The 18,658-nt window shown below is 73.2% G+C and carries 17 protein-coding genes; 9 read left to right on the top strand and 8 right to left on the bottom strand.

What is annotated here, in order from left to right:
* Window positions 1–250: 250 nt before the first annotated feature.
* Window positions 251–4,114 (bottom strand): AAA family ATPase, encoded by a 3,864-nt coding sequence (locus AB0C27_RS13325; protein ID WP_357842429.1) that lies wholly within the window; start codon window positions 4,112–4,114, stop codon window positions 251–253.
* Between the two features lie 185 nt (window positions 4,115–4,299).
* Window positions 4,300–5,055, bottom strand: coding sequence for a protein phosphatase 2C domain-containing protein (locus AB0C27_RS13320; RefSeq protein WP_357842425.1), 756 nt, complete (start codon window positions 5,053–5,055; stop codon window positions 4,300–4,302).
* A gap of 77 nt (window positions 5,056–5,132) precedes the next feature.
* On the opposite strand from AB0C27_RS13320, the gene AB0C27_RS13315 reads away from it, so the two are divergent.
* The gene (locus AB0C27_RS13315) at window positions 5,133–5,714 is read left to right on the top strand and encodes an HD domain-containing protein (protein ID WP_357842423.1); all 582 of its coding nucleotides are present in this window, start codon (window positions 5,133–5,135) and stop codon (window positions 5,712–5,714) included.
* Window positions 5,715–5,816: 102 nt separating this feature from the next.
* Here AB0C27_RS13315 and AB0C27_RS13310 read toward each other — a convergent pair whose 3' ends face one another.
* A complete protein-coding gene (locus AB0C27_RS13310; RefSeq protein WP_357842420.1) occupies window positions 5,817–6,926 on the bottom strand; it encodes a Xaa-Pro peptidase family protein in 1,110 nt (369 codons plus the stop codon).
* Window positions 6,927–7,068: 142 nt separating this feature from the next.
* Between AB0C27_RS13310 and AB0C27_RS13305 the strand changes: the two genes are divergently transcribed.
* Both AB0C27_RS13305 and AB0C27_RS13300 read left to right on the top strand, forming a co-directional pair.
* Window positions 7,069–8,262, top strand: a complete 1,194-nt coding sequence (locus tag AB0C27_RS13305) for a SpoIIE family protein phosphatase (RefSeq protein WP_346110919.1) — start codon at window positions 7,069–7,071, stop codon at window positions 8,260–8,262.
* Between the two features lie 5 nt (window positions 8,263–8,267).
* Window positions 8,268–9,173 (top strand): 5'-3' exonuclease H3TH domain-containing protein, encoded by a 906-nt coding sequence (locus AB0C27_RS13300; protein ID WP_357843090.1) that lies wholly within the window; start codon window positions 8,268–8,270, stop codon window positions 9,171–9,173.
* Between the two features lie 14 nt (window positions 9,174–9,187).
* Here AB0C27_RS13300 and menD read toward each other — a convergent pair whose 3' ends face one another.
* Both menD and AB0C27_RS13290 read right to left on the bottom strand, forming a co-directional pair.
* Window positions 9,188–10,849: a 2-succinyl-5-enolpyruvyl-6-hydroxy-3-cyclohexene-1-carboxylic-acid synthase gene (menD, locus tag AB0C27_RS13295; protein WP_357842417.1), complete on the bottom strand. Its 1,662-nt coding sequence runs from the start codon at window positions 10,847–10,849 to the stop codon at window positions 9,188–9,190.
* Window positions 10,846–11,772 carry an o-succinylbenzoate synthase gene (locus AB0C27_RS13290; protein WP_357842414.1) on the bottom strand — a complete coding sequence of 309 codons (927 nt, stop codon included), beginning with the start codon at window positions 11,770–11,772 and terminating at the stop codon, window positions 10,846–10,848. Before AB0C27_RS13290 ends, menD begins: the two co-directional genes overlap by 4 nt.
* A gap of 48 nt (window positions 11,773–11,820) precedes the next feature.
* On the opposite strand from AB0C27_RS13290, the gene AB0C27_RS13285 reads away from it, so the two are divergent.
* The 3 genes from AB0C27_RS13285 (at window position 11,821) to AB0C27_RS13275 (ending at window position 14,969) form a co-directional block, all read left to right on the top strand.
* Complete coding sequence (locus AB0C27_RS13285; RefSeq protein ID WP_357842411.1) at window positions 11,821–12,969, top strand: AMP-binding protein; 1,149 nt, start codon at window positions 11,821–11,823, stop codon at window positions 12,967–12,969.
* Between the two features lie 43 nt (window positions 12,970–13,012).
* Window positions 13,013–13,354 (top strand): hypothetical protein, encoded by a 342-nt coding sequence (locus tag AB0C27_RS13280; RefSeq protein WP_357842409.1) that lies wholly within the window; start codon window positions 13,013–13,015, stop codon window positions 13,352–13,354.
* A gap of 178 nt (window positions 13,355–13,532) precedes the next feature.
* A complete protein-coding gene (locus AB0C27_RS13275; protein WP_357842406.1) occupies window positions 13,533–14,969 on the top strand; it encodes an RNA polymerase sigma factor in 1,437 nt (478 codons plus the stop codon).
* Window positions 14,970–15,094: 125 nt separating this feature from the next.
* On the opposite strand, the gene AB0C27_RS13270 is transcribed toward AB0C27_RS13275, so the two are convergent.
* Complete coding sequence (locus AB0C27_RS13270) at window positions 15,095–15,493, bottom strand: hypothetical protein (protein WP_357842403.1); 399 nt, start codon at window positions 15,491–15,493, stop codon at window positions 15,095–15,097.
* Window positions 15,494–15,607: 114 nt separating this feature from the next.
* On the opposite strand from AB0C27_RS13270, the gene AB0C27_RS13265 reads away from it, so the two are divergent.
* Entirely contained in the window at window positions 15,608–16,168 is a 561-nt protein-coding gene (locus tag AB0C27_RS13265; protein ID WP_346110930.1) for a TetR family transcriptional regulator, read from the top strand.
* A gap of 207 nt (window positions 16,169–16,375) precedes the next feature.
* The gene (locus AB0C27_RS13260; RefSeq protein WP_106237625.1) at window positions 16,376–16,567 is read left to right on the top strand and encodes a DUF5999 family protein; all 192 of its coding nucleotides are present in this window, start codon (window positions 16,376–16,378) and stop codon (window positions 16,565–16,567) included.
* A gap of 150 nt (window positions 16,568–16,717) precedes the next feature.
* Here AB0C27_RS13260 and AB0C27_RS13255 read toward each other — a convergent pair whose 3' ends face one another.
* Entirely contained in the window at window positions 16,718–17,308 is a 591-nt protein-coding gene (locus AB0C27_RS13255; protein ID WP_357842399.1) for an alpha/beta family hydrolase, read from the bottom strand.
* An 83-nt stretch (window positions 17,309–17,391) separates the two neighbouring features.
* Between AB0C27_RS13255 and AB0C27_RS13250 the strand changes: the two genes are divergently transcribed.
* Window positions 17,392–17,736 carry a hypothetical protein gene (locus AB0C27_RS13250; RefSeq protein WP_357842397.1) on the top strand — a complete coding sequence of 115 codons (345 nt, stop codon included), beginning with the start codon at window positions 17,392–17,394 and terminating at the stop codon, window positions 17,734–17,736.
* Between the two features lie 22 nt (window positions 17,737–17,758).
* Here the strand turns inward: AB0C27_RS13250 and AB0C27_RS13245 are convergent, their stop codons facing one another.
* Window positions 17,759–18,568 (bottom strand): tetratricopeptide repeat protein, encoded by an 810-nt coding sequence (locus AB0C27_RS13245; RefSeq protein WP_357842394.1) that lies wholly within the window; start codon window positions 18,566–18,568, stop codon window positions 17,759–17,761.
* Window positions 18,569–18,658: the final 90 nt, after the last annotated feature.

The following is an 18,658-nucleotide window of genomic DNA, read 5'->3' as shown; positions in this document are numbered from 1 at the left end:
TCGGCCGGGTGGCCGATCCGGATCCGCGATGTCACCTCCCTCTCCGTAACTCTCCCATCACCGGACGGGGCCGGATCCCGGACCAGTTTGGGGCCGGTCCGAGGCCGGTCCGGCCGGTCCGAGGCCGGGTTGGGACCGGCGCGGGGCCGTTCCCGAGCCAGTCGCCGAGCCAGTCCCGGCCTGTCCCGACCCGTCTTCGGGCCGGATTTGGGCCGGATTTGGGCTGGTATTGGGCCGGCCCCGGGCCAGGTCAGGTCGTCAGCTTCGCCGCCAGCGCCACCCTGGAGCTGATCCCGAGCTTGGTGTAGATCTTGCCGATGTGGTACTCGACGGTCTTGACGCTGATGAGCAGCTCTCTGGCGATCTGCCGGTTCGTCAGGCCGCCGGCCACCAGCGTGGCGGTGCTCAGCTCCTGCGGGGTGAGGCCGAGACGGGCCGTGGCGGGCGGCTCCATCCCGCACGCCTCCAGCTCCTTGCCACACCGCTCCGCCAGGGGACGGGCACCCAGCCGCTCGAAGATCGCCCGCGCCGCCGACAGGCGTTCGGCCGCCACCTTGCGCCGGCCCGTCCTGCGCAGCAGCCTGCCCAGGTCGAGCAGCACCCGTGCTTCCTCCAGCGGGCTCACTCCCGCTTCGACCAGCGCGAGCGCCCGCACGAACGCCTCCTCGGCCTGGGTCGGCGCATTCCGTCCGGCCAGCAACAACCCACCGAGCCGGGCCCGCTCAGCCTTACGCCTGGCCTCACCCCGCCACACCTCTCGGCTGCCCCACCCCACCTCTTCGCCATCGCGCCGTCCCTCTTGGCTGCTCTGCCGCGCCGGGTCGCCGTTGTACAGCGGCTCTTCGTTGCCCCGCTGCGTCCTGTCGCCGCGCCCGTGCGTCCCGTCGCCGTCGTACGGTGTCCCTTCGCTGTCGAACGCGGCCAGCGCCCGCTCCGCCTCCTCCAGCCGCCCGTCCGCGACCAGCGCCTCGATCTGGGCGGGCCGCGGGTCCGGCACGAACACGTCCAGCCCTCCGCCCCACCCCCAATCGCCTCCACCTGCGCCACCGCCCCCGGCTCCCGACGCCCCGGACGCTTCAAGTACCACCGACAAGCCGGGCACCCCCGACACGCCGGAAGCACGCGATGCCTCGGGCATCCCGGACGTCTCGGATGTGGCAGAAGTGCCGGATACGCCTGAGGGCGGCGGCGGAAGGGGGCGCGCCAGCGGAAGGTGTGGCGCCGACAGAACGGGTGGTACGGGTAGCGCTTCGCCGGGGGTCAGGAGCGCCATGGCCAGGCCGGCCTGCCGTTCCCCCATCGTGTGTCCCATCTGTCGGGCTGTGGCCGCGGCCTCCGTGGCGTGGGTCAGCGCCCGTACGTGCTCGCCCATGGCCGCCAGCGATGCCACGCAGGCCACCTCCAGGGACGGCAGCAGCCACCGCTGCCCGAGCGCCACCGCCTGCGCGAAGGCGTACTCCGCATGGGCCGCCGCCTTGTCCCACCGCGCGCAGGCGTGCTCGGCGACGGCCAGCAGCGCGGTGGCCAGCAACCGGTGATGCGCCGGCCCGGCGGCCCCGGCCGCGCGTCCGAGCACCGCGCGCGCCTGCCCTGGCTCATCGCGGGCCAGCAGCGTCACGGCCGCCGCGAGGCTGCCAGGCGGCGCGCCGGCGCAGGGCACCCCTGCCAGAGCCAGCACGTCGTACGGCCTGGCGGCCGAGCCCTGGATGGGCTGCTCGATCGCCACACGGGCCCAGTCCGCCGCAACCACGCGGTCCCCCGTGACCAGACCCAGCCAGGCCAGCTGCTCCGCCACGTCGGCCGCGAAACCCGGTTCCGCGTGCCGCCACGCCTCGGCCAGCAGCTCGGACGCCTCGTCGAAGCGCCCGGCGGCCAGCGCGAGCCGTCCCAGCACGTACCGGCGTACCGGGCGCGGGTCGGCATTGCGCACGGCGGCGAGCTCAGCCGCCCGGAGCACGTCGCCCCCGATGAGGACGTGTTCCAGCACGGCCGTACGCAACTCGTCGCGGCGCGCGGCCGACTCGGTGAGCCCAGCGGCCAGGTCGAGGTGGGCGGCGGCCTCGTGCCACAGCCCGTGCTGCGCCGCCTTGGCCGCGTACCCGGACAATTCCTCGGCCAGCGCCTCGTCCGGCCCGCACGCCGCGACGGCACGATGCCGCAGGACCGCACCGCTGTCCTCGATCACCCGCGAGGCGGCCAAGTGCAACCGCGCCCGCGAGCCAGCGCCGATCCCGTCGTACGCCGCCGCCCGCGCCAACGGCTCGGCGAAGCCGACCATGCGGCCGGGCAGTTCCCGCAACACCCCCGCCCCCACTGCTTCTTCCAGCGCGTCAAGCGCCCAGCCTCCCCCGAGAACGTCAGGCCGCGCACCGACCGCCAAGAGATCAGGCGACCCGCCGACCGCCAAGCCGTCAAACCGCGCACCCACCCCCAAACCGGCAAGCGGCACTCCCACCTTCAAGCCGTCAAACCTCCCGCCGACTACCAAGGGACCAGACGGCTCACCGACCGCCAAGCCGTCAAACCGAGCGCTCACACCCAGGTCGGCAAGCCGCGCGCCTACCCCCAGGTTGGCAAGCGGCTCGCCTACCTTCAGGCCGGCAAGCTGCTTGCCGACTTCCAAGGTGTCGAGCGGCTGGCCGGCCTTCAAGGCGTCAAGCCGCTTGCCGACCTCCGTGGCGACCGTGGCCGCCAGGTGCAGCGGGCATTCCTCGCCCAGCACCGCGCACGCCGCCACCAGCCGCCTGGTCGCGGGCGCGCAGGAGCGCAGCCGCCGGGCGAAGATCCGCCGGTACGTCTCCGGCGCCGGCAACCGCGCCCACGGATCGCGGAGCACCGCCGGTGGCACGATCTCCAGCAGGGCACGGGCATGCAGCGGATTGCCACGGGTGTGCTCCCACAACCGCACCACCGCCGCCTCCCCCAGCCCACCACCCCCGCCCGCCTGAGCTTCACGCGCCATGACGTCCACGTCCGCCCGGCACACCCCCAGCCCCGCATCCGTCCGCGCAGGCGTAACCGGCTCCACGTGACAGGCCACCGACGCGGGCCCGGCACCCAACAGAGCAGGCGCGCCCCCCACGGGCCCCGCAACCGGAACGAACCTCCCATTTGGCGCGGGACCATCGGCCGGTGCAGGTGGGGCGGTCGACACGGCAGGCGCGAGCGTGGCCGCCGATACGGCCAACGCCGGCCCACCGGCCGACACAGACCCGGTGGCCGGTCCGGACCCGATGGCCGGTGTAGCCGGTGCCGCCGGTGCGAGCTCGGCGGCCGGGACTGCCAGGGCGGCCATTTCGGCCAGGTCGGTGGCGTTCAGGCCGCTGAGCGTCAGCCGTGCCGTGTCATCGCCTGTGAGCAGCCGCCGCAGCCCCTCGGGCAGCCAGGTGCCATCCAGGTCCCGGCAGGCCACCAGGACGAGCACTCGCCCGGCCCGCACCCGCCGCAGGGCGTACCCCAGCGCCTGCAACGAGGGCTGGTCGGCCCACTGTGCATCATCGACGAACAGGACCGGGAGCCCCCGCTCCGCCAGCCGCCCGACGAGGTCGCACACCACCTGTCCAGCGGCACACGGATCGGCCTCGGCAGCACACGAAGCCGCCCCGACGCCACACAGACACACCCCCGCGTCGAGTGGACCTCTTCCGGCCGCGCACACGCCGGCCCCGCCCGCCCCCGGCTCTGTCAGGGTGTCCCCGGGACGGGTGCCGGTCTCCCCCGCCGATCCCCGGCACCCGGACGGTGCCGCCCTCCCCGCGGAGCCCCGTCCCTCGACCGGTGCCGCCCTCCCAGAGCAGCCCCGACCCCCGACCGGTGCAGCTTCCCCCGCTGATCCCCGGCCCTCAACCGGAGCCACCGCCGGTATCCCGGCGCCCAGTCGTGCCGCCTCGGTAACGAGTTGGCGGATGAGCCCCAGCGGGAGCCCCCGCTCCCCCTCTTCCCCGCTGACGGCCAGTACCCGCGCGCCCGTCTCCCCGTCGAGTGCGTGGTGGATGAGTGCGGTCTTGCCGATCCCCTCCGGTCCTTCGACCAGCACTCTTCTGACGGCCCCGGCGCCGGCCGCGCGTAGTTCCGCACGCAGGAGGGCGAGTTCCTCCGCTCTGCCGACGAACATGCGCGCTCCCTCCCTCCGCCCTCGCAAACCCCAGAGCCGGTGGCGACACCCTCTGATACACCCCGGGCACGGAACGTTCAGGGCAGGCTCAGGCGGCCCCCAGATGGTGGTGGCGTCCTCAGGACGGGCTCACGCAGTTCTCAAGCGGCGGTGAGCGGCTGCCTGAGCGTAAATTCAAGGGGCGGCTACCTCAGCGTGCGGCCCCAGGCGGCGGTGGCGTCGTCGTGGCGCTTGCCCCACACCGGCCCCCGCCGCACCTCCAGCTCCCGCACGGCGTCGATCACGGCCACGGGCCCGCGGCCCTCCAGCGTGTCCAGGACGGCCTGCCAGCTCCAGCCGTACCAGTCGGCCAGCCGCGCCACCCCATCCGTGAACACGCCGGCCCCGCGCACCCCGTCCGCCTCGCCGGTGATCGCCTCGCGCGCGGCCTCCGGACGGGCGGCCGCGACCCAGAAGCCGCCGGGAACGTTCCGCAGGCGCCGCACCAGCTCCACCGGGTACGGCCGCCCGCCGGGCAGCCGTTCGAGCCGGTCGTCGCTCACCACCCGCACCCCGCCGCCCACCAGGGACAGCACGACCGGCGAGTCCCCCAGGACGAGGTACTCCACCCGCCCTGAGCCCAGTGACCGCACCATGGCCACCGTCGCCGAGGGCGAGTCCGGGTTGCCCAGGTCACACCTGCCCCCGTGCGCCGATCGGGTCGCCTCAATGGCCGCTTCCAGGAGGCCCGCCAGCGAGGTGCCGTCGGCAGCCAGCCCGCCGGCCAGGGCGCCGCCGAGTCGGCCCACCAGCCAGGCCACGTCGTGCGCGCACCCGCTGTCGACCCCGGCCGCCGCCGTCGCCCCGTCCAGGACCACGATCCACGAGGGCCCGGCGATCACCAGGTCCTCGTTGGGCCGCTCGGAGCCGGGTCTGGTGGCGTACGTGATCTCCGCGAACATGACAGCGACTGTGCCACAGAGACCGCATCCCTCATCGCAAGGCCACCCTGCCAAAGCGCGCCGCCTATCGTGGGAGGGTGACGACCCTGCAGCGTGCCCTCACCGACCCGCCCCTGCCCCACCTGCCCGGCGCGGCCGAGGAACTGCTGCGCGAGCTGGACGCCCCACCCCGCCTGGCCGCCCACCTGCGTGCCGTCCACGACGCGGCCCTCGACCTGCTCGGCTGGCTGCGCGACCGCCATCCCACCGTCCCCGTGGACCACGAGGCCGTCCGGTACGGCGCCGCCACCCACGATGTCGGCAAGTGCCTGCACCCGGCCGAGCTGTCAGGGCCGGGGTCGGCGCACGAGGAGGCGGGGCACAAGCTCCTGCTCGCCCGGGGCGTGCCTGAGCGGCTGGCCCGCTTCGCCCGTACGCACGGCTCGTGGACGGGGGCGGGCACCACGTTCGAGGACCACCTGGTCAGCCTGGCCGACAAGGTGTGGAAGGCCAAGCGGGTGCCCGAGCTGGAGCAGCTCGTGGTCGACCGGCTGGCCGGTGCGGCGCCGGGCTGGCAGGTCTTCATGGAGCTGGACGACCTGCTCACCGCCGTCGCCGGCCGGGCCGACGACCGGCTGGCGTTCCAGAACGCCTATCCGGCCGTCACCCTCCCGCGCTGACCGTCCGGAACGGGGCCCGCGCCTGAACGGGCACGGCCCCGGGCACGAGTCCCCGGACCGGCACAGGCCGGGCGGAGGCCGTGCCGGGCGGAGGTGCCAGGGTCAGACGATCACGAGGTCGCGCGGCGTGTTGTTCAGCCGCTCGCCCCCGCTCTCCGTGCACACCACGATGTCCTCGATCCGCGCCCCATGCCGCCCCGCCAGGTAGATCCCCGGCTCCACCGAGAACGCGAACCCGGCCTCCATCGGCTCGTCGTTCCCGGCCACGATGTACGGCTCCTCGTGCGTCTCGATGCCGATCCCGTGCCCGGTCCTGTGAATGAAGTGCTCCCCGTAGCCGGCCTCGGCGATGACATCACGCGCGGCCGCGTCGATCGACTCGCACGACACCCCTGGCCGCACCGCCTCGCAGGCGGCCTCCTGCGCCCGGCGCAGCACCTCGTAGTAGGCGGCGAAGTCGGCCGGCGGCTCGCCCACGCTGTAGGTGCGGGTGGAGTCGGAGCAGTAGCCGTTGTGCAGCTGCCCGCCGATGTCGACCACGACGGGCTCGCCCGCCTGGATGACCCGGTCGGACACGTCGTGGTGCGGGCTGGCGCCGTTGGGGCCGGAGGCGACGATCACGAAGTCGACGGTCGCGTGGCCCGAGGCGAGGATGGCCTCGGCGATGTCGCGGCCCACCTCGCGCTCGGTGCGGCCGGCCCGCAGCAGGCCGGGCACGAGCCGGTGCACGCTGTCGATGGCCTCGCCGGCCTCGCGCAGCGCGGCCACCTCGCCGGGCGACTTGCGCATCCGCAGCTCCCGCAGCACGCTTCCGGCCAGCACCTGCTCGGCCCCTGGCAGCACCTCGCGGAAGCGCAGCGACGACATGGCCCACATGCGGTCGGCCAGACCCACCTTGGCGACCCCGCCGAGCCGCGCCGCGGCCAGCGCGTAGGGGTCCTCGGTCTCGTCCCACGCCACGAACTCCACACCGAGCCGCGCGGCGGGCGACGCCTGCGCGGCCGGCAGCTCAAGCCGGGGCACCATCATGTACGGCTCCGCCACGGCGGGCACCACGAGGCACGTCAGCCGCTCAAGGGGCTTGGCGTCGTAGCCGCTCACATAACGCAGGTCGGGGCCCGGCGTCAGGAGCAGGGCGTCGAGACCGGCCTTGGCGGTGGCCTCCTGGACGGCGGCGAGACGGGACACGGGATACAGGTCTGAGGACGTCACAGGCTCAATCTACTCGTGATCGCGGCTCCTAAAATCCGCGAAAAGGTCTCGCCACGCGGCCGGACATCGACACACACGGTTGCGAGTCGATCACGTAGTGTGGGGCCAATTGTCCAGTTCCCCTGCGTTCGAGAGTGAGATCATGGTCGACGTCACAGGCGCGGCCGAGCTGCTCGGGCACGAGGCCGAGATGCTCGCCGTCCGGCTGGGCCACGCCCAGCGGCTCGGCAACATGGGCTGGGCGGAGTGGCATCTGCACACCGGCGAGACGATCTGGTCCGACCAGGTGTACGTGATCTTCGGCCGCGACCCGGGCGACGGCCCCATCCCCCTGCCCGACCTGCCCGAGCACGTCGAGCCCTCCGACGTGGCCACGCTCGACCGGCTGCTGTGGTCGGTCGTGCAGGGCGTGGAGCCGGTGCAGGCCGAGTTCCGCATCCGCCGCGGCGGGGGCTCGGCCGACCTGCGCGACCTGCGGGTGGTGCTCGAACCGCTGGCCGGGCCCGGCGGCACGATCGGCATGCACGGCGTCATCCAGGACATCACCGGCCGCCGCCGCGCCGAGCGCATGGTGTCGGAGTCGCGCCGCCAGCTCCTGGAGGCGCGCGAACGGGCCGCGGAGGAGCGCCACGTGATGCTCGCGCTGCGCGAGGCGATCCTGCCCGAGCCGGTCGGCTGCCTGGACCTGCCGCAGACGAGGATCGCGGTCCGGTACGTGCCCGCCGAGAAGACCGCCAACCTGGGCGGCGACTGGTTCGAGGCGGCCCCGGCGCCCGACGGCCGCGTGCTGCTGGCGATCGGCGACGCCTCGGGGCACGGCCTGCCCGCGATCTCGCGCATGGCCCACCTCCGCCACGCCCTGGTCGGCCTGGCGATGACCGGGCAGGGCGCCAACCGGCTGCTGGCCTGGCTGAACGACCTCGTCATGCACCAGCTGAAAGACACCACCGCCACCGCGATCATCGGCCATCTCGACCCCGAGACCCGGGTGTTCGCCTGGGGCCAGGCGGGCAACCTGGCGCCCATCCTCGTCCGCGACGGGGAGGCCACCCAGCTCGCGCAGCCCAGGGGCGTGCTGCTCGGCGCGGCGTCAGGCAGCCCGTACGAGCTGGCCACCACCCGGCTGCTGCCCGGCGACCAGCTGCTGCTGTTCACCGACGGGCTGGTCGAGCGGCGTACGCGCGACATCGACGTCGGCCTCGACCTGGTACTGGCCGCCGCGCGCCGGGTGCGCGGGCACGATCTGGACGCGAGCCTCGACCGCCTGCTCGCCGACATCGGCGGCCCCAACCCGGAGGACGACGCGTGTCTGCTGGCGGTGGGCATACTGTCCTAGTGCTGATGCTTCTGGACACCCCGTCGCTCTACTTCCGCGCCTTCTTCGGCATCCCGGAGTCGATCAAGGCCCCGGACGGCTCGCCCGTCAACGCGGTGCGCGGCCTCATCGACATGATCGCCACCCTGGTACGCCAGCACTCCCCCACCGAGCTGGCCGCCACCATGGACGCCGACTGGCGGCCGGCGTTCCGGGTCGCGGCGATCCCGACGTACAAGGCGCACCGCGTCGCCGGCACCGGCCAAGGGGGCGACCAGGAGGAGGTGCCCGAGGCGCTCGTGCCGCAGATCACGGTCATCCAGGAGGTGCTCGACGCCCTCGGCGTGGCCCGGCTGGAGTCGCCCGGCTACGAGGCCGACGACGTCATCGGCACGCTCACCCACCAGGCGCCCGGCGCGGTCGACATCGTCACCGGCGACCGCGACCTGTTCCAGCTCGTCGACGACTCCCGGCCGGTCCGCGTCCTCTACACCGCCCGCGGAGTGCGCAACCTGCAGATCGTGGACGAGGCGTTCGTCACCGGCAAATACGGCATCCCCGGCCGTTCCTACGCCGACTTCGCCACCCTGCGCGGCGACCCCAGCGACGGCCTGCCCGGCGTGGCGGGCGTCGGCGAGAAGACCGCCGCCGCCCTGATCACCCGGTTCGGCTCGCTCGCGGCGCTGCTCGAGGCCCTCGACGCGGGCGTCACCGACGGTTTCCCGGCCGGCAGCCGCACCAAGCTGAGCGCCGCCCGCGACTACCTGAGCGCCGCCCCAGCCGTGGTGAAGGTGGCTCCCGACGCGCCGCTGCCGGACGCCGATCTGACCCTGCCGGCCAAGCCGCGCGACCCGGAGGCGCTGGTCGCCCTGGCCGATCGCTACGGCCTGGACGGCCCGCTCAACCGCCTCCTGGACGTCCTCGCCCGCTGACGTCCAACCCTGGGTCAGCCGGCCAGGTAGGCGCGGACGGCCTCCTGCGCGGCGTCGCGCAGGCGGGCGTGCACGAGCGCGTTCTCCTCCCGGTCCGTACGCACCTCGACCACCCTGGGCCCATCGCCCCGCATCGCCTTGGGCAGATCACTGAGGTCACCCACCAGCGTGTACGGAGTGCCCGTCGCGGCAGCCACGTACCCCAGGTCCACCCCGTGCGGCGTGCCGAACACCCGCTCGAACGGGTCACGCACCGCGGCCTGGGGCAGCAGCGAGAAGATGCCGCCCCCGTCGTTGTTGACCACGACGAGACACAGGTCGGGCCGGGGCTCACGGGGCCCGAGCACGAGCCCGTTCTGGTCGTGCAAGAAGGACAGGTCGCCGATCAGCGCGTAGGAGGGGCCGTTGTGCGCCAGCGCCGCCCCCATGGCGGTGGACACCAGGCCGTCGATGCCGGAGGCGCCCCTGTTGGCCATCAGCCGGATGCCGCGCCTGGGCCGCATCGCCTGATCGAGGTCGCGGATCGGCATGGAGGAGCCGCAGAACAGCAGCGCCCCGTTCGGCAGCGCGTCGACCAGGTCTCTGGCCAGGCGCGGCTCGCTGGCGCCCGACAGGTCGAGCACCTCGTCCATGGCCGCCCTGACCGCCAGGTCGGCCTGCCGCCAGGCGTGCAGCCAGGTGTCGTCACCCGAGGCGACCGGGATCTCCACCGCCTGCGCCACCTGCGTGGCCGAACGCGTCGGGTCGGGCCAGCGGTCGAGATCGGGCGCCACCACGATGTGCTCGTCCGCGCGCTTCAGCCACGACAGCAGCGGCCGGGACAGCCCTGGACGGCCCAGCGTGACGACCACGTCGGGCCTGTGCGCGTCGGCGAACTCGGGCGTGCTGAGCAGGTAGTGGTAGGTCGAGATGGCGTGGTCGCCGTAGCGGCCGCCGCCGTTGGGCTCCGACAGCACCGGCCAGCCGGCCATGCCCGCCGCCGCGACGTAGCGGCGCACGTTGGCGGCGCCGTCGCCGACCACGAGCACGCCGCGCCTGGTGGGCGGGATGTGCAGGGCTATGGGCGGCGGCGCGACCCTGGCACGCACCCAGGGGCCGTTGGCGCCGCCGTCGAGCGGCTCTGACCAGGTGGTGTCGCCGTCGGGGATCAGCGGCTCCCTGAAGGCCAGGTTGAGGTGGACCGGGCCGGGGTTGCCCGCGCCTGCGGCGCGCTGGTAGGCGCGGCAGGCCAGCGAGCGCCAGTAGGCGACCTGGCCGGGGCGGTCTTCCGGCACGCCGACCTCGGCGAACCAGCGGGTGGCGCCGCCGTACAGCTTGATCTGGTCGATCGTCTGGTTGGCGCCGGTGCCGCGCAGCTCGGGCGGGCGGTCGGCGGTCAGGACCAGCAGCGGCACGCCCGACTCGCCCGCCTCGATGACGGCGGGGTGGAAGTTGGCGGCGGCGGTGCCGGAGGAGCAGATCAGCGCCACGGGACGCTCGGAGCGCCGGGCCAGCCCCAGGGCCAGGAACGACGCCGAGCGCTCGTCGATCCGTACGTGCAGCCGCACCCGGGACTCGGCGTGCAGCGCCAGCGCCAGCGGGGCGGAGCGCGAGCCGGGCGCCAGCACCACGTCGGTCAGGCCGCAGCGCACCAGCTCATCGACCAGCACGGTGGCCAGCGCGGTAGCGGGGTTCAACGTGACGCCTCCTGCATCCGGCCAAGCCACTGGGGAGATTCAATCTCAAAAGCCGACAAAAGGCCATAATCTACGCTGGGTCGCCGTACCGCCAGCCTGCCGTCCACCGGAACCAGCGAATCGTCCACGACGTCGCCCGACAGCAGCGCCATGGTGCCGAGCCCGCACGCGTACGGGAGCGACGGCAGCGCCGCGGCCAGCGCCAGCCCCGCCGCCAGGCCCACGGACGTCTCCACGGCGCTGGAGACCACCGCGGGCAGCCCGCACGCCTCCACCACCCGCAGCGCCGCGCGCACCCCGCCCAGCGGCTGCACCTTCACCACCGCGATGTCGGCCGCCTCCGCCGCCCTGACCCGCAGCGGGTCCTCGGCCCTGCGGATCGACTCGTCGGCCGCGATCGGCACGTCGCACGCCCGCCGCACCGCCGCCAGCTCCTCCAGCGTGGCGCACGGCTGCTCGGCGTATTCGAGGTCGAAACGGTCGAGCCGCTTGAGCCGGCGGACGGCCTCATCGACCTCCCAGGCGCCGTTGACGTCGACCCGCAGCCGCCCCGACGGCCCGAGCGCGTCGCGCACGGCCTCGACCCTGGCCACGTCGTCGTCGAACGTCTGCCCCGGCTCGGCCACCTTGACCTTCGCCGTGGCGCACCCCGAGCGCCGCACGATGTCATGGGCCCGCTCGGGATCGACCGCGGGCACGGTCGCGTTGACCGGGACGCTGTCGCGCACCGGCTCCGGCCAGCCCTCGAACGCCGCCTCGCGGGCACACGCCAGCCAGCGGGCGCACTCGCGCGGGCCGTATTCGGGGAACGGGGAGAACTCCCCCCACCCCGCCGGGCCGTGCAGCAGCACCCCTTCCCTGACGGTCTGCCCACGGAACCGCGTCCGCATCGGGATCCGGAAGACCACGGGAGAACGCGTCACGACCCTCCCTGCGCCACTGTCCGACCTGTCACCATTAACCTTACGAGCATGTGGAGGAACCCGTCGCATCCGGACCGCCCGCTGCATGCCATTGTGCAGCCTGCCGGGACCGCCCTCTTCACGGCGATCCGCGACGCCCTCTCCGGCGACGGCCCGGCCGTCCTCCCGCTCTCCCCCGGCCACCACGAGCCCGCCCTGGACGCGCTGCGCCCCACCCACGTGAACGGCGTCCCCAGACCCGGCGGGGCCGGCGTGCCGGGCGACGTGGCGATCGTGATCGCCACCAGCGGCACTACCGGCCCGCCCAAGGGCGTGATGCTCTCCGCCGAGGCGCTGCGCGCGTGCGCGGCCGCCTCGATCCGCCGCGTGGGCGCCGCGAAGGGCGACCGCTGGCTGTGCTGCCTGCCCGTCTCCCACGTCTCGGGGCTGCAGGTCCTGGTCCGCGCCCTGCTCTCGGAGAGCGAGCCGATCATCCACCCGGCCTTCGACCCGCACGCGGTGCTGGACTCCGGCGCCCACCACGTCTCCCTCGTGCCCACCCAGTTGCACCGGCTGGTCGAGATGGGGGCGGATCTGTCGTTGTTCAGGACCATCGTGCTGGGCGGGGCGGCGCCTGGGCCCGGCCTGGTCGAGCGGGCCACCGCCCTCGGCGCGAGGGTCGTGACGACGTACGGGTCGAGCGAGACGAGCGGCGGCTGCGTGTACGACGGCCGGCCCCTTGACAATGTAGATCTCAAAATCGGCGCGGATGGGCTGATCAGGATCTCCGGCCCGGTGCTCTTCTCCGGCTACCGCTTCGCCGAGGCACCCGCCCCGCTGGACGGCGGCTGGTTCGTCACCTCCGACCTCGGCGAGCTGAACGACGGCCGCCTGCGCGTGCTCGGCCGGGCCGACGACGTCATCAACACCGGCGGCGAGAAGGTGGTGGCCGGCGTCGTGACCGCCGTCCTGCGCGCCCATCCCGACGTCGCCGACGCCGCCGTGATCGGCCTGCCCGACGCTGAGTGGGGCGAGCGCGTCACCGCCGTCGTGGTCCCCGCCGACCCCGACACACCCGTCACACTTCAGCAATTGCGGGCATTCTGCCGCGATAGGCTCGCCCCCTACGCCGCCCCGCGCGACCTGCGGCTCGTCGAGCGACTCCCGCTGCTCCCGAACGGCAAGACCGATTTGATGCGGCTTAGGGCAGGAACCTGACGAGTGGCCGATGCGTCATAGTGGGGAGAAGGAGGGAGCCTTCATGGACCAGACCCGCAAGCTGTGGGCATCCGCGGCCGTCGTCGGCGTCATCGTCGCCGGAGGCGCCTCAGTCGCGGCGGCCGCCTCGGCGGGAAAGCTCGACCAGGTCGCGAGGGAGACCCGAGCCGTGGTGGAGAAGGCGCCGTCCGGCGAGCCCCAAGAGCTGCCCCAGGTGCTGGACGCGACTCCAGCCCCCGCGACCACCGACGGTTTCATCGTCTCCAGGGAGATCAACCCGGATCCGGAGAAGGTCCTCGAATACTGGACCGACCAGCGCATGGAGGACGCCGAGCCCATGCCGATGCCTGAGGTGCAGCCGGGCGGTCACGGGTCGACGGAATAAACACGACCCCTGGGGCGGTTCGTCATGTGGGCGATCCGCCCCTTTTTCGCCCCGCTTAGGGCGCACGGGAACAAATGACGGCGTTTGGCGTTATTGATACTGGTGCGCCGTGCGGATGCGAAGCCGCCCCACCACAACCTGCCTGATCGCTTCCACTCCGTACGGAGGAGGTGTCCTCATGCCCAGAACCGCCGTGGCGACCCCACCCGCTGCTCTCGATCAGCTGATTGAACGAGGGCGAGCCCAGGGTCACCTTTCTCTGGCGGAGCTGCGTGACGCGTTCGCGATGGCCGGCATCAGCCCCTCTGAAGGTCGCACGATCCTGCGCGAGCTTTCGGAGGCCGGCGTGAGCCTGGCCGCCGAGAACGAGCCGTCTCTCAGCACGACCGCCCCCAAGAAGAACGCCCAGAAGAAGACCACTTCCGCCGGGAAGACCGCGCGGGCAAAGAGTACCCGCAGCAAGGGCTCCGAGGCAAAAACCACCCCGGTGAACGGCGCGGTGAACGGCGCGGCGAACGGCGCGGCGAACGGCAATGGGAACGGCACCGGCAACGGCGTGCGAGCCGCCACGGCCGATGCGGCGAAGGCGGTGACGGCGCCGGAGTCCAAGCCCGAGCACGAGGAGGACGTCCCGGACGACCTCGTCGCGAACGCGGAGGAAGCCGAAATCGACAACGAGCCGATCGACCTGGACGACACGCAGTCCGTCATGGGCGACTCGGTGCACACCTACCTCAAGTCCATCGGCCGCCGCACCCTGCTCACCGCCGCCCAGGAGGTCGAGCTGGCCAGGCGGATCGAGGCGGGCCTGTACGCCGAGTACAAGCTGGAGACCCAGCCCGACCTGTCGCCCGCCGCCCGGGCGGACCTCCACCTGGTCGTGGAGGACGGCCGGCAGGCCAAGGACCACATGCTGGAGGCCAACCTGCGGCTGGTGGTCTCCGTCGCCAAGAAGTACACCGACCGCGGCATGTCCCTGCTGGACGTCGTCCAGGAGGGCAACCTGGGCCTGATCAGGGCCGTGGAGAAGTTCGACTACACCAAGGGCTTCAAGTTCTCCACGTACGCCATGTGGTGGATCCGCCAGGCCATCCAGCGCGGCTTCGCCGACTCGGCCAGGACGATCCGGCTGCCCGTGCACGTGCTGGAGATGCTGTCAAAGCTGTCGCGCGTCGAGCGTGACATGCACCAGCGCCTGGGCCGCGAGCCCACGCCCGAGGAGCTGGCCGTCGAGCTGGACAAGACGCCGGACCAGATCGAGGAGCTGCTGCGCACGAGCCGTCAGCCGATCTCGCTGAACGCGACGATCGGCGAGGACGGGGAGACTACGATCGGCGACCTCATCGAGGACGTCGACTCCCCCGAGGCGTCGGAGATCGTCGACCGCCAGCTGCTGGGCGACCAGCTGCGGGGCGTGCTCGACAACCTCTCGCCGCGGGAGTCGAAGATCATGGCGCTGCGTTTCGGCCTGGTGGACGGCAAGCCGCACACCCTGGACGAGATCGGCAAGTACCTGGGGCTGACCAGGGAGCGCATCAGGCAGCTGGAGAAGGAGTCTCTGTCCAAGCTGCGCCACCCGAGCAACACGCGCCCGCTGCTCGACTGGGCCAGCTGAACGAGAGCCCCGGCACCCTCACACGGCGCCGGGGCTCATTCGCTCGCGTATCCAGCCCGCGTATCCAGCCCGCGTATCCAGACAGTCTGGCCGGACCGGACAGCCGCGAGCGTGACCTTCTCAGGTCAGGCGGTCGCGGGCACCGGCCTGGGCACGCGGGGGATCCCCCACAGCCGGTTGTCCTCGCGCAGGGTGCGCAGCCGCTCGACCTCGGCCGTCCACATGGCGCCGGCCGGCGTGGCCTTGGCCTTGCGGCGGGCGATCCGGTCGTCGTAGGCCTTCACTCCGAACGTGGCCCGCTGCCCGGCCTCGGCGGCGCGCAGCGCCTCGGTGAGCGCCGCGTCGAAGGCCTTCCCGGCCGCCAGCAGCTCGATCTCGTCGGCTCCCGCCGCCTGCAGCTCGCGCAGCACCTGCTCGGCCTGCCTGGCCTTCTCGATGAACTCGGGGAAGCTCTTGGAGATCTCCAGGTCCGCGTGGTAGCGGACCTCTGCCTCCCGGCTCACCCGCGGACGGAAAAACGCCATCGGCCCTGCCCCTTAAAGCTGTCGGTACTGGTGCAACGCCCAAGGGTACGCCGTCGCGCGACACGGGCGGAAATCGCCCTGGCGCGACCGCCTTTACATAGTAAGATGATCTCCATGCCCGCCAAGAGACCACCGGTGCCCCTCTCCCGCGAGCGCATCATCGAGGCCGCACTCCACATCGCCGACAGCCAGGGCCTGCGCCGCCTCACCATGCGCCGCCTGGGCGACGCCCTGGAGGTGGAGGCCATGGCCATCTACCACCACCTGCCACGCGGCAAGGAGGCACTGATGGACGCCCTGGCGGAACACGTCACCACCGTCCACGTCGAGCGGGGCCCCACCTGGCAGGAGACGGCCAGGGCGTGGTGCCGGGCGGGCAGGGAGCTGCTGCGCGAGCATCCTGGCGTGCTGGCCCTGGCCCTGACCAAGCCGCCCAAGGGGGCGACCGCCATCGCCATCAGGGAGCAGACCGAGCAGCTCGCCGAGGGCGGTCTCGGCGACGCCCCGGAGGCCGTGCGGTCGCTGCGGGCGTTCGTGTTCGGCAGCGTGGCCGTGGAGGTGCAGCAGTCCGGATGGGCCGACCCGGAGGTTGATGAATGGGTCAGGAGGGACGAAAGAGCCGATATCGACTTCGAGCGCGGGCTCGACGCTCTGCTCAAGGGATTGCAAACGTGATGCGCGTGTCACGCTTGGCCCGTTATCCTGCATAAGGCACGCTGTGTCGAAGGTCACACGACCCGGGGATCCTCCTGTAACAGTCCGAACGGACTATGTCGGAACACGTGACACACATCGCACACTTGCCAGAACGAACACAACAACCCGAGCCGGCTCCCGACCCTCCAGCACGGGAGCGACCCACGAGATATCGGAGGCACGCCGATGTGCCCGCACGACCCGGCCTGTCCGGATGCCGAGGCGCCTGACCGCGAGGCGGCACGCACCCTGGCCTGCCACCCCGAACAGGGGTGGAGCCTGCTCTGCAACGGCGTCGTCCTGTTCGAGGACACCGGGGAGCTGCTTCCCAGCGGCACCGCCATCGCCCCGCACCGGCCCGCCGTCGGCGCCGCCTGACGCTTCCCTGCGAGGTCCGCGCCCGCGTCCGGCCTGACGCCTCAGGCAGGGTCCACACGCACGCCTCCAGCGAGTCCCACGCCTACGCGTCCCGCGAGTCCCGCGAGTTCCACGCCTACGCGTCGCCTCCGCGTCCCGCGAGATCCACGCCTACGCGTAGCGGACGATCCACTCCGCGACGACCTCGCCCACCCGGGCGGGGTCACGTTTCAGCTCATGGCCCTCCCCCGGCAGCACCACCAGGCGCGCGGCGTCCCCGGCGTCGGGAACGCCGAACGGGTCGCGTTCCCCGTTCACCACCAGCACGTCCACGCCGGCGCCGCGCAGCTCATCGGCCCTCGACCGCTCAGGCCGCCCCGGCGGGTGCAGCGGGAAGGCCAGCGCCACCACCGCGGCGGCTCCGACGGCCTTGGCCGTCCGGCAGGCCACACGGGCCCCGTTGCTCCGCCCGCCCTGCACGACCGGCAGCCCCGGCCGGGCCGCCCGCAACTCGCCCAGGACGATCTCCCACGCCTCGTCCTGCCGCGCCGCCGAACCTGGCGCCCGCGCCCCCGCCACCCGGAACGCCTGCGTCACCCTGGCCACGCTCACCCCGGCCGCCACGGCGGCGTCGCGCACGGCCAGCAGGTCGGGGGCCTCCACTCCCCCGCCCGATCCGTGGGTCAGCACCAGCAGCAGCCGCGCGTCCGCGACCTCGTCCACCTCGACCAGCGCCGGCCCTCTCGGGGTCATCACCTGCATGGCAGCACGGTACCTGGGGAGGATCGCGCACTAGACCTCAGGGCTGATGACGGCGCGGCGCGCGGCGGGAGATGATGCTGTCCATGTCAGACAAACGCCTCAGGGACGACCTGCGGGCCACGCTGGAGGCGCGCCGCGAGCTCGGCGCCGACTACGAGCCGGCGCTCGTCGACTCGTTCATGGAGCGCCTCGACGCCACGATCGCCGCGCGGGTCCGGGCCGAGCTCGACCACCACGGCGCCACGCCGCGCAAGAAGGCGGGTCAGACGACGCCGCTGGTCCCGATCGCGCTGGGCTCACTGGGCATCGGGGTTCCGCTCACGGCCATCGCGGGCACCACGGGAGGCGCGTTCGGGCTGCTGGTCGCGTGGCTGGCGATCGTGCTGGTCAACGTGGCGGCAGCGGCGGCCGTCATGCGCCGCCCCTGACCTGCGGGCAGGCGGCGCGGGGTCAGGCGCCGCGCTGGTAGCGCAGGCGGACCTCGGCCGCCAGCGTCTCGTCCTCGTGTTCGAGCCCGTACGTCCACACCCGGCCCGCGTCGTCGTCGCGCCCGCGCAGCGGCAGGGTGCGGGCGAGCAGCTCGATGGCCAGCGCGCCGGTACGCGGGTCGGCGCCGCCCTCGACGCTCTCGGCGAACTCGGCGCAGGCCAGCTCCAGATGCGCGATGCCGAGCTGGACCCGCAGGCCGGGCACCTCGTCGGCGGGGGCGAACTCCAGCGCCTCCAGCAGCACCTCGGCCGCCGGGCCCGGCTCCCCGTGCTCCAGCATCAGCTCGGCCAGCCGCTGCGCCGCGTGCGCGCCCATCTTGTCGTCACCGGATTCGACGCCCGCGCGCACGGCTGCGCGCAGCTCGTCTCCGGCCTCCTCCAGGTTGCCCGCCTCGACCGCCAGCCGGGCCAGCGCGAGGTGGGCCAGCGGCACGTACGCGGCCGTGCCGACGCCGAGGACGGCCTGCCAGGCGGCCCTGGCCTGGTCGGCCCGGCCCTCCCGCTCGAAGCCCTGGGCCAGGTGACAGGCCGCCTGGGCGGCGTATTCGGGGTGCCCGGTGGCCAGGGCGGTCCTGGCGGCGGCCCTGGCCCGCTCGACGTCGCCGCACTGCTCCAGCACCACGGCGAGGCCCACGGCGGCCTGCGCCCTGTCGGGCTCGCCCGGGTCGGCGGCGAGCCGGCTCAGGATGTCGGCCGCGGCGTCGAGGTCACCCTCCTCGGCCAGGCGGCGGGCGGTGTCGAGGGGCGGTGTCTCCAGCTCTGAGGACGTCAAGAGAGCTCCTTGGGGCGACGGTCGCACCGAAGCCTAACGACTTCTGACGATCATGTCTGCTCACTTGACGCGGAAGGACTGGCACCGGGG

This window comes from Nonomuraea sp. NPDC048882 (assembly GCF_040649755.1).
In the GTDB taxonomy this organism is placed as follows: Bacteria; Actinomycetota; Actinomycetes; order Streptosporangiales; family Streptosporangiaceae; genus Nonomuraea; species Nonomuraea maheshkhaliensis.
The sequence above is the reverse complement of the archived record's forward strand: the minus strand, read 5'-3'. Positions and strand labels throughout refer to the sequence as shown.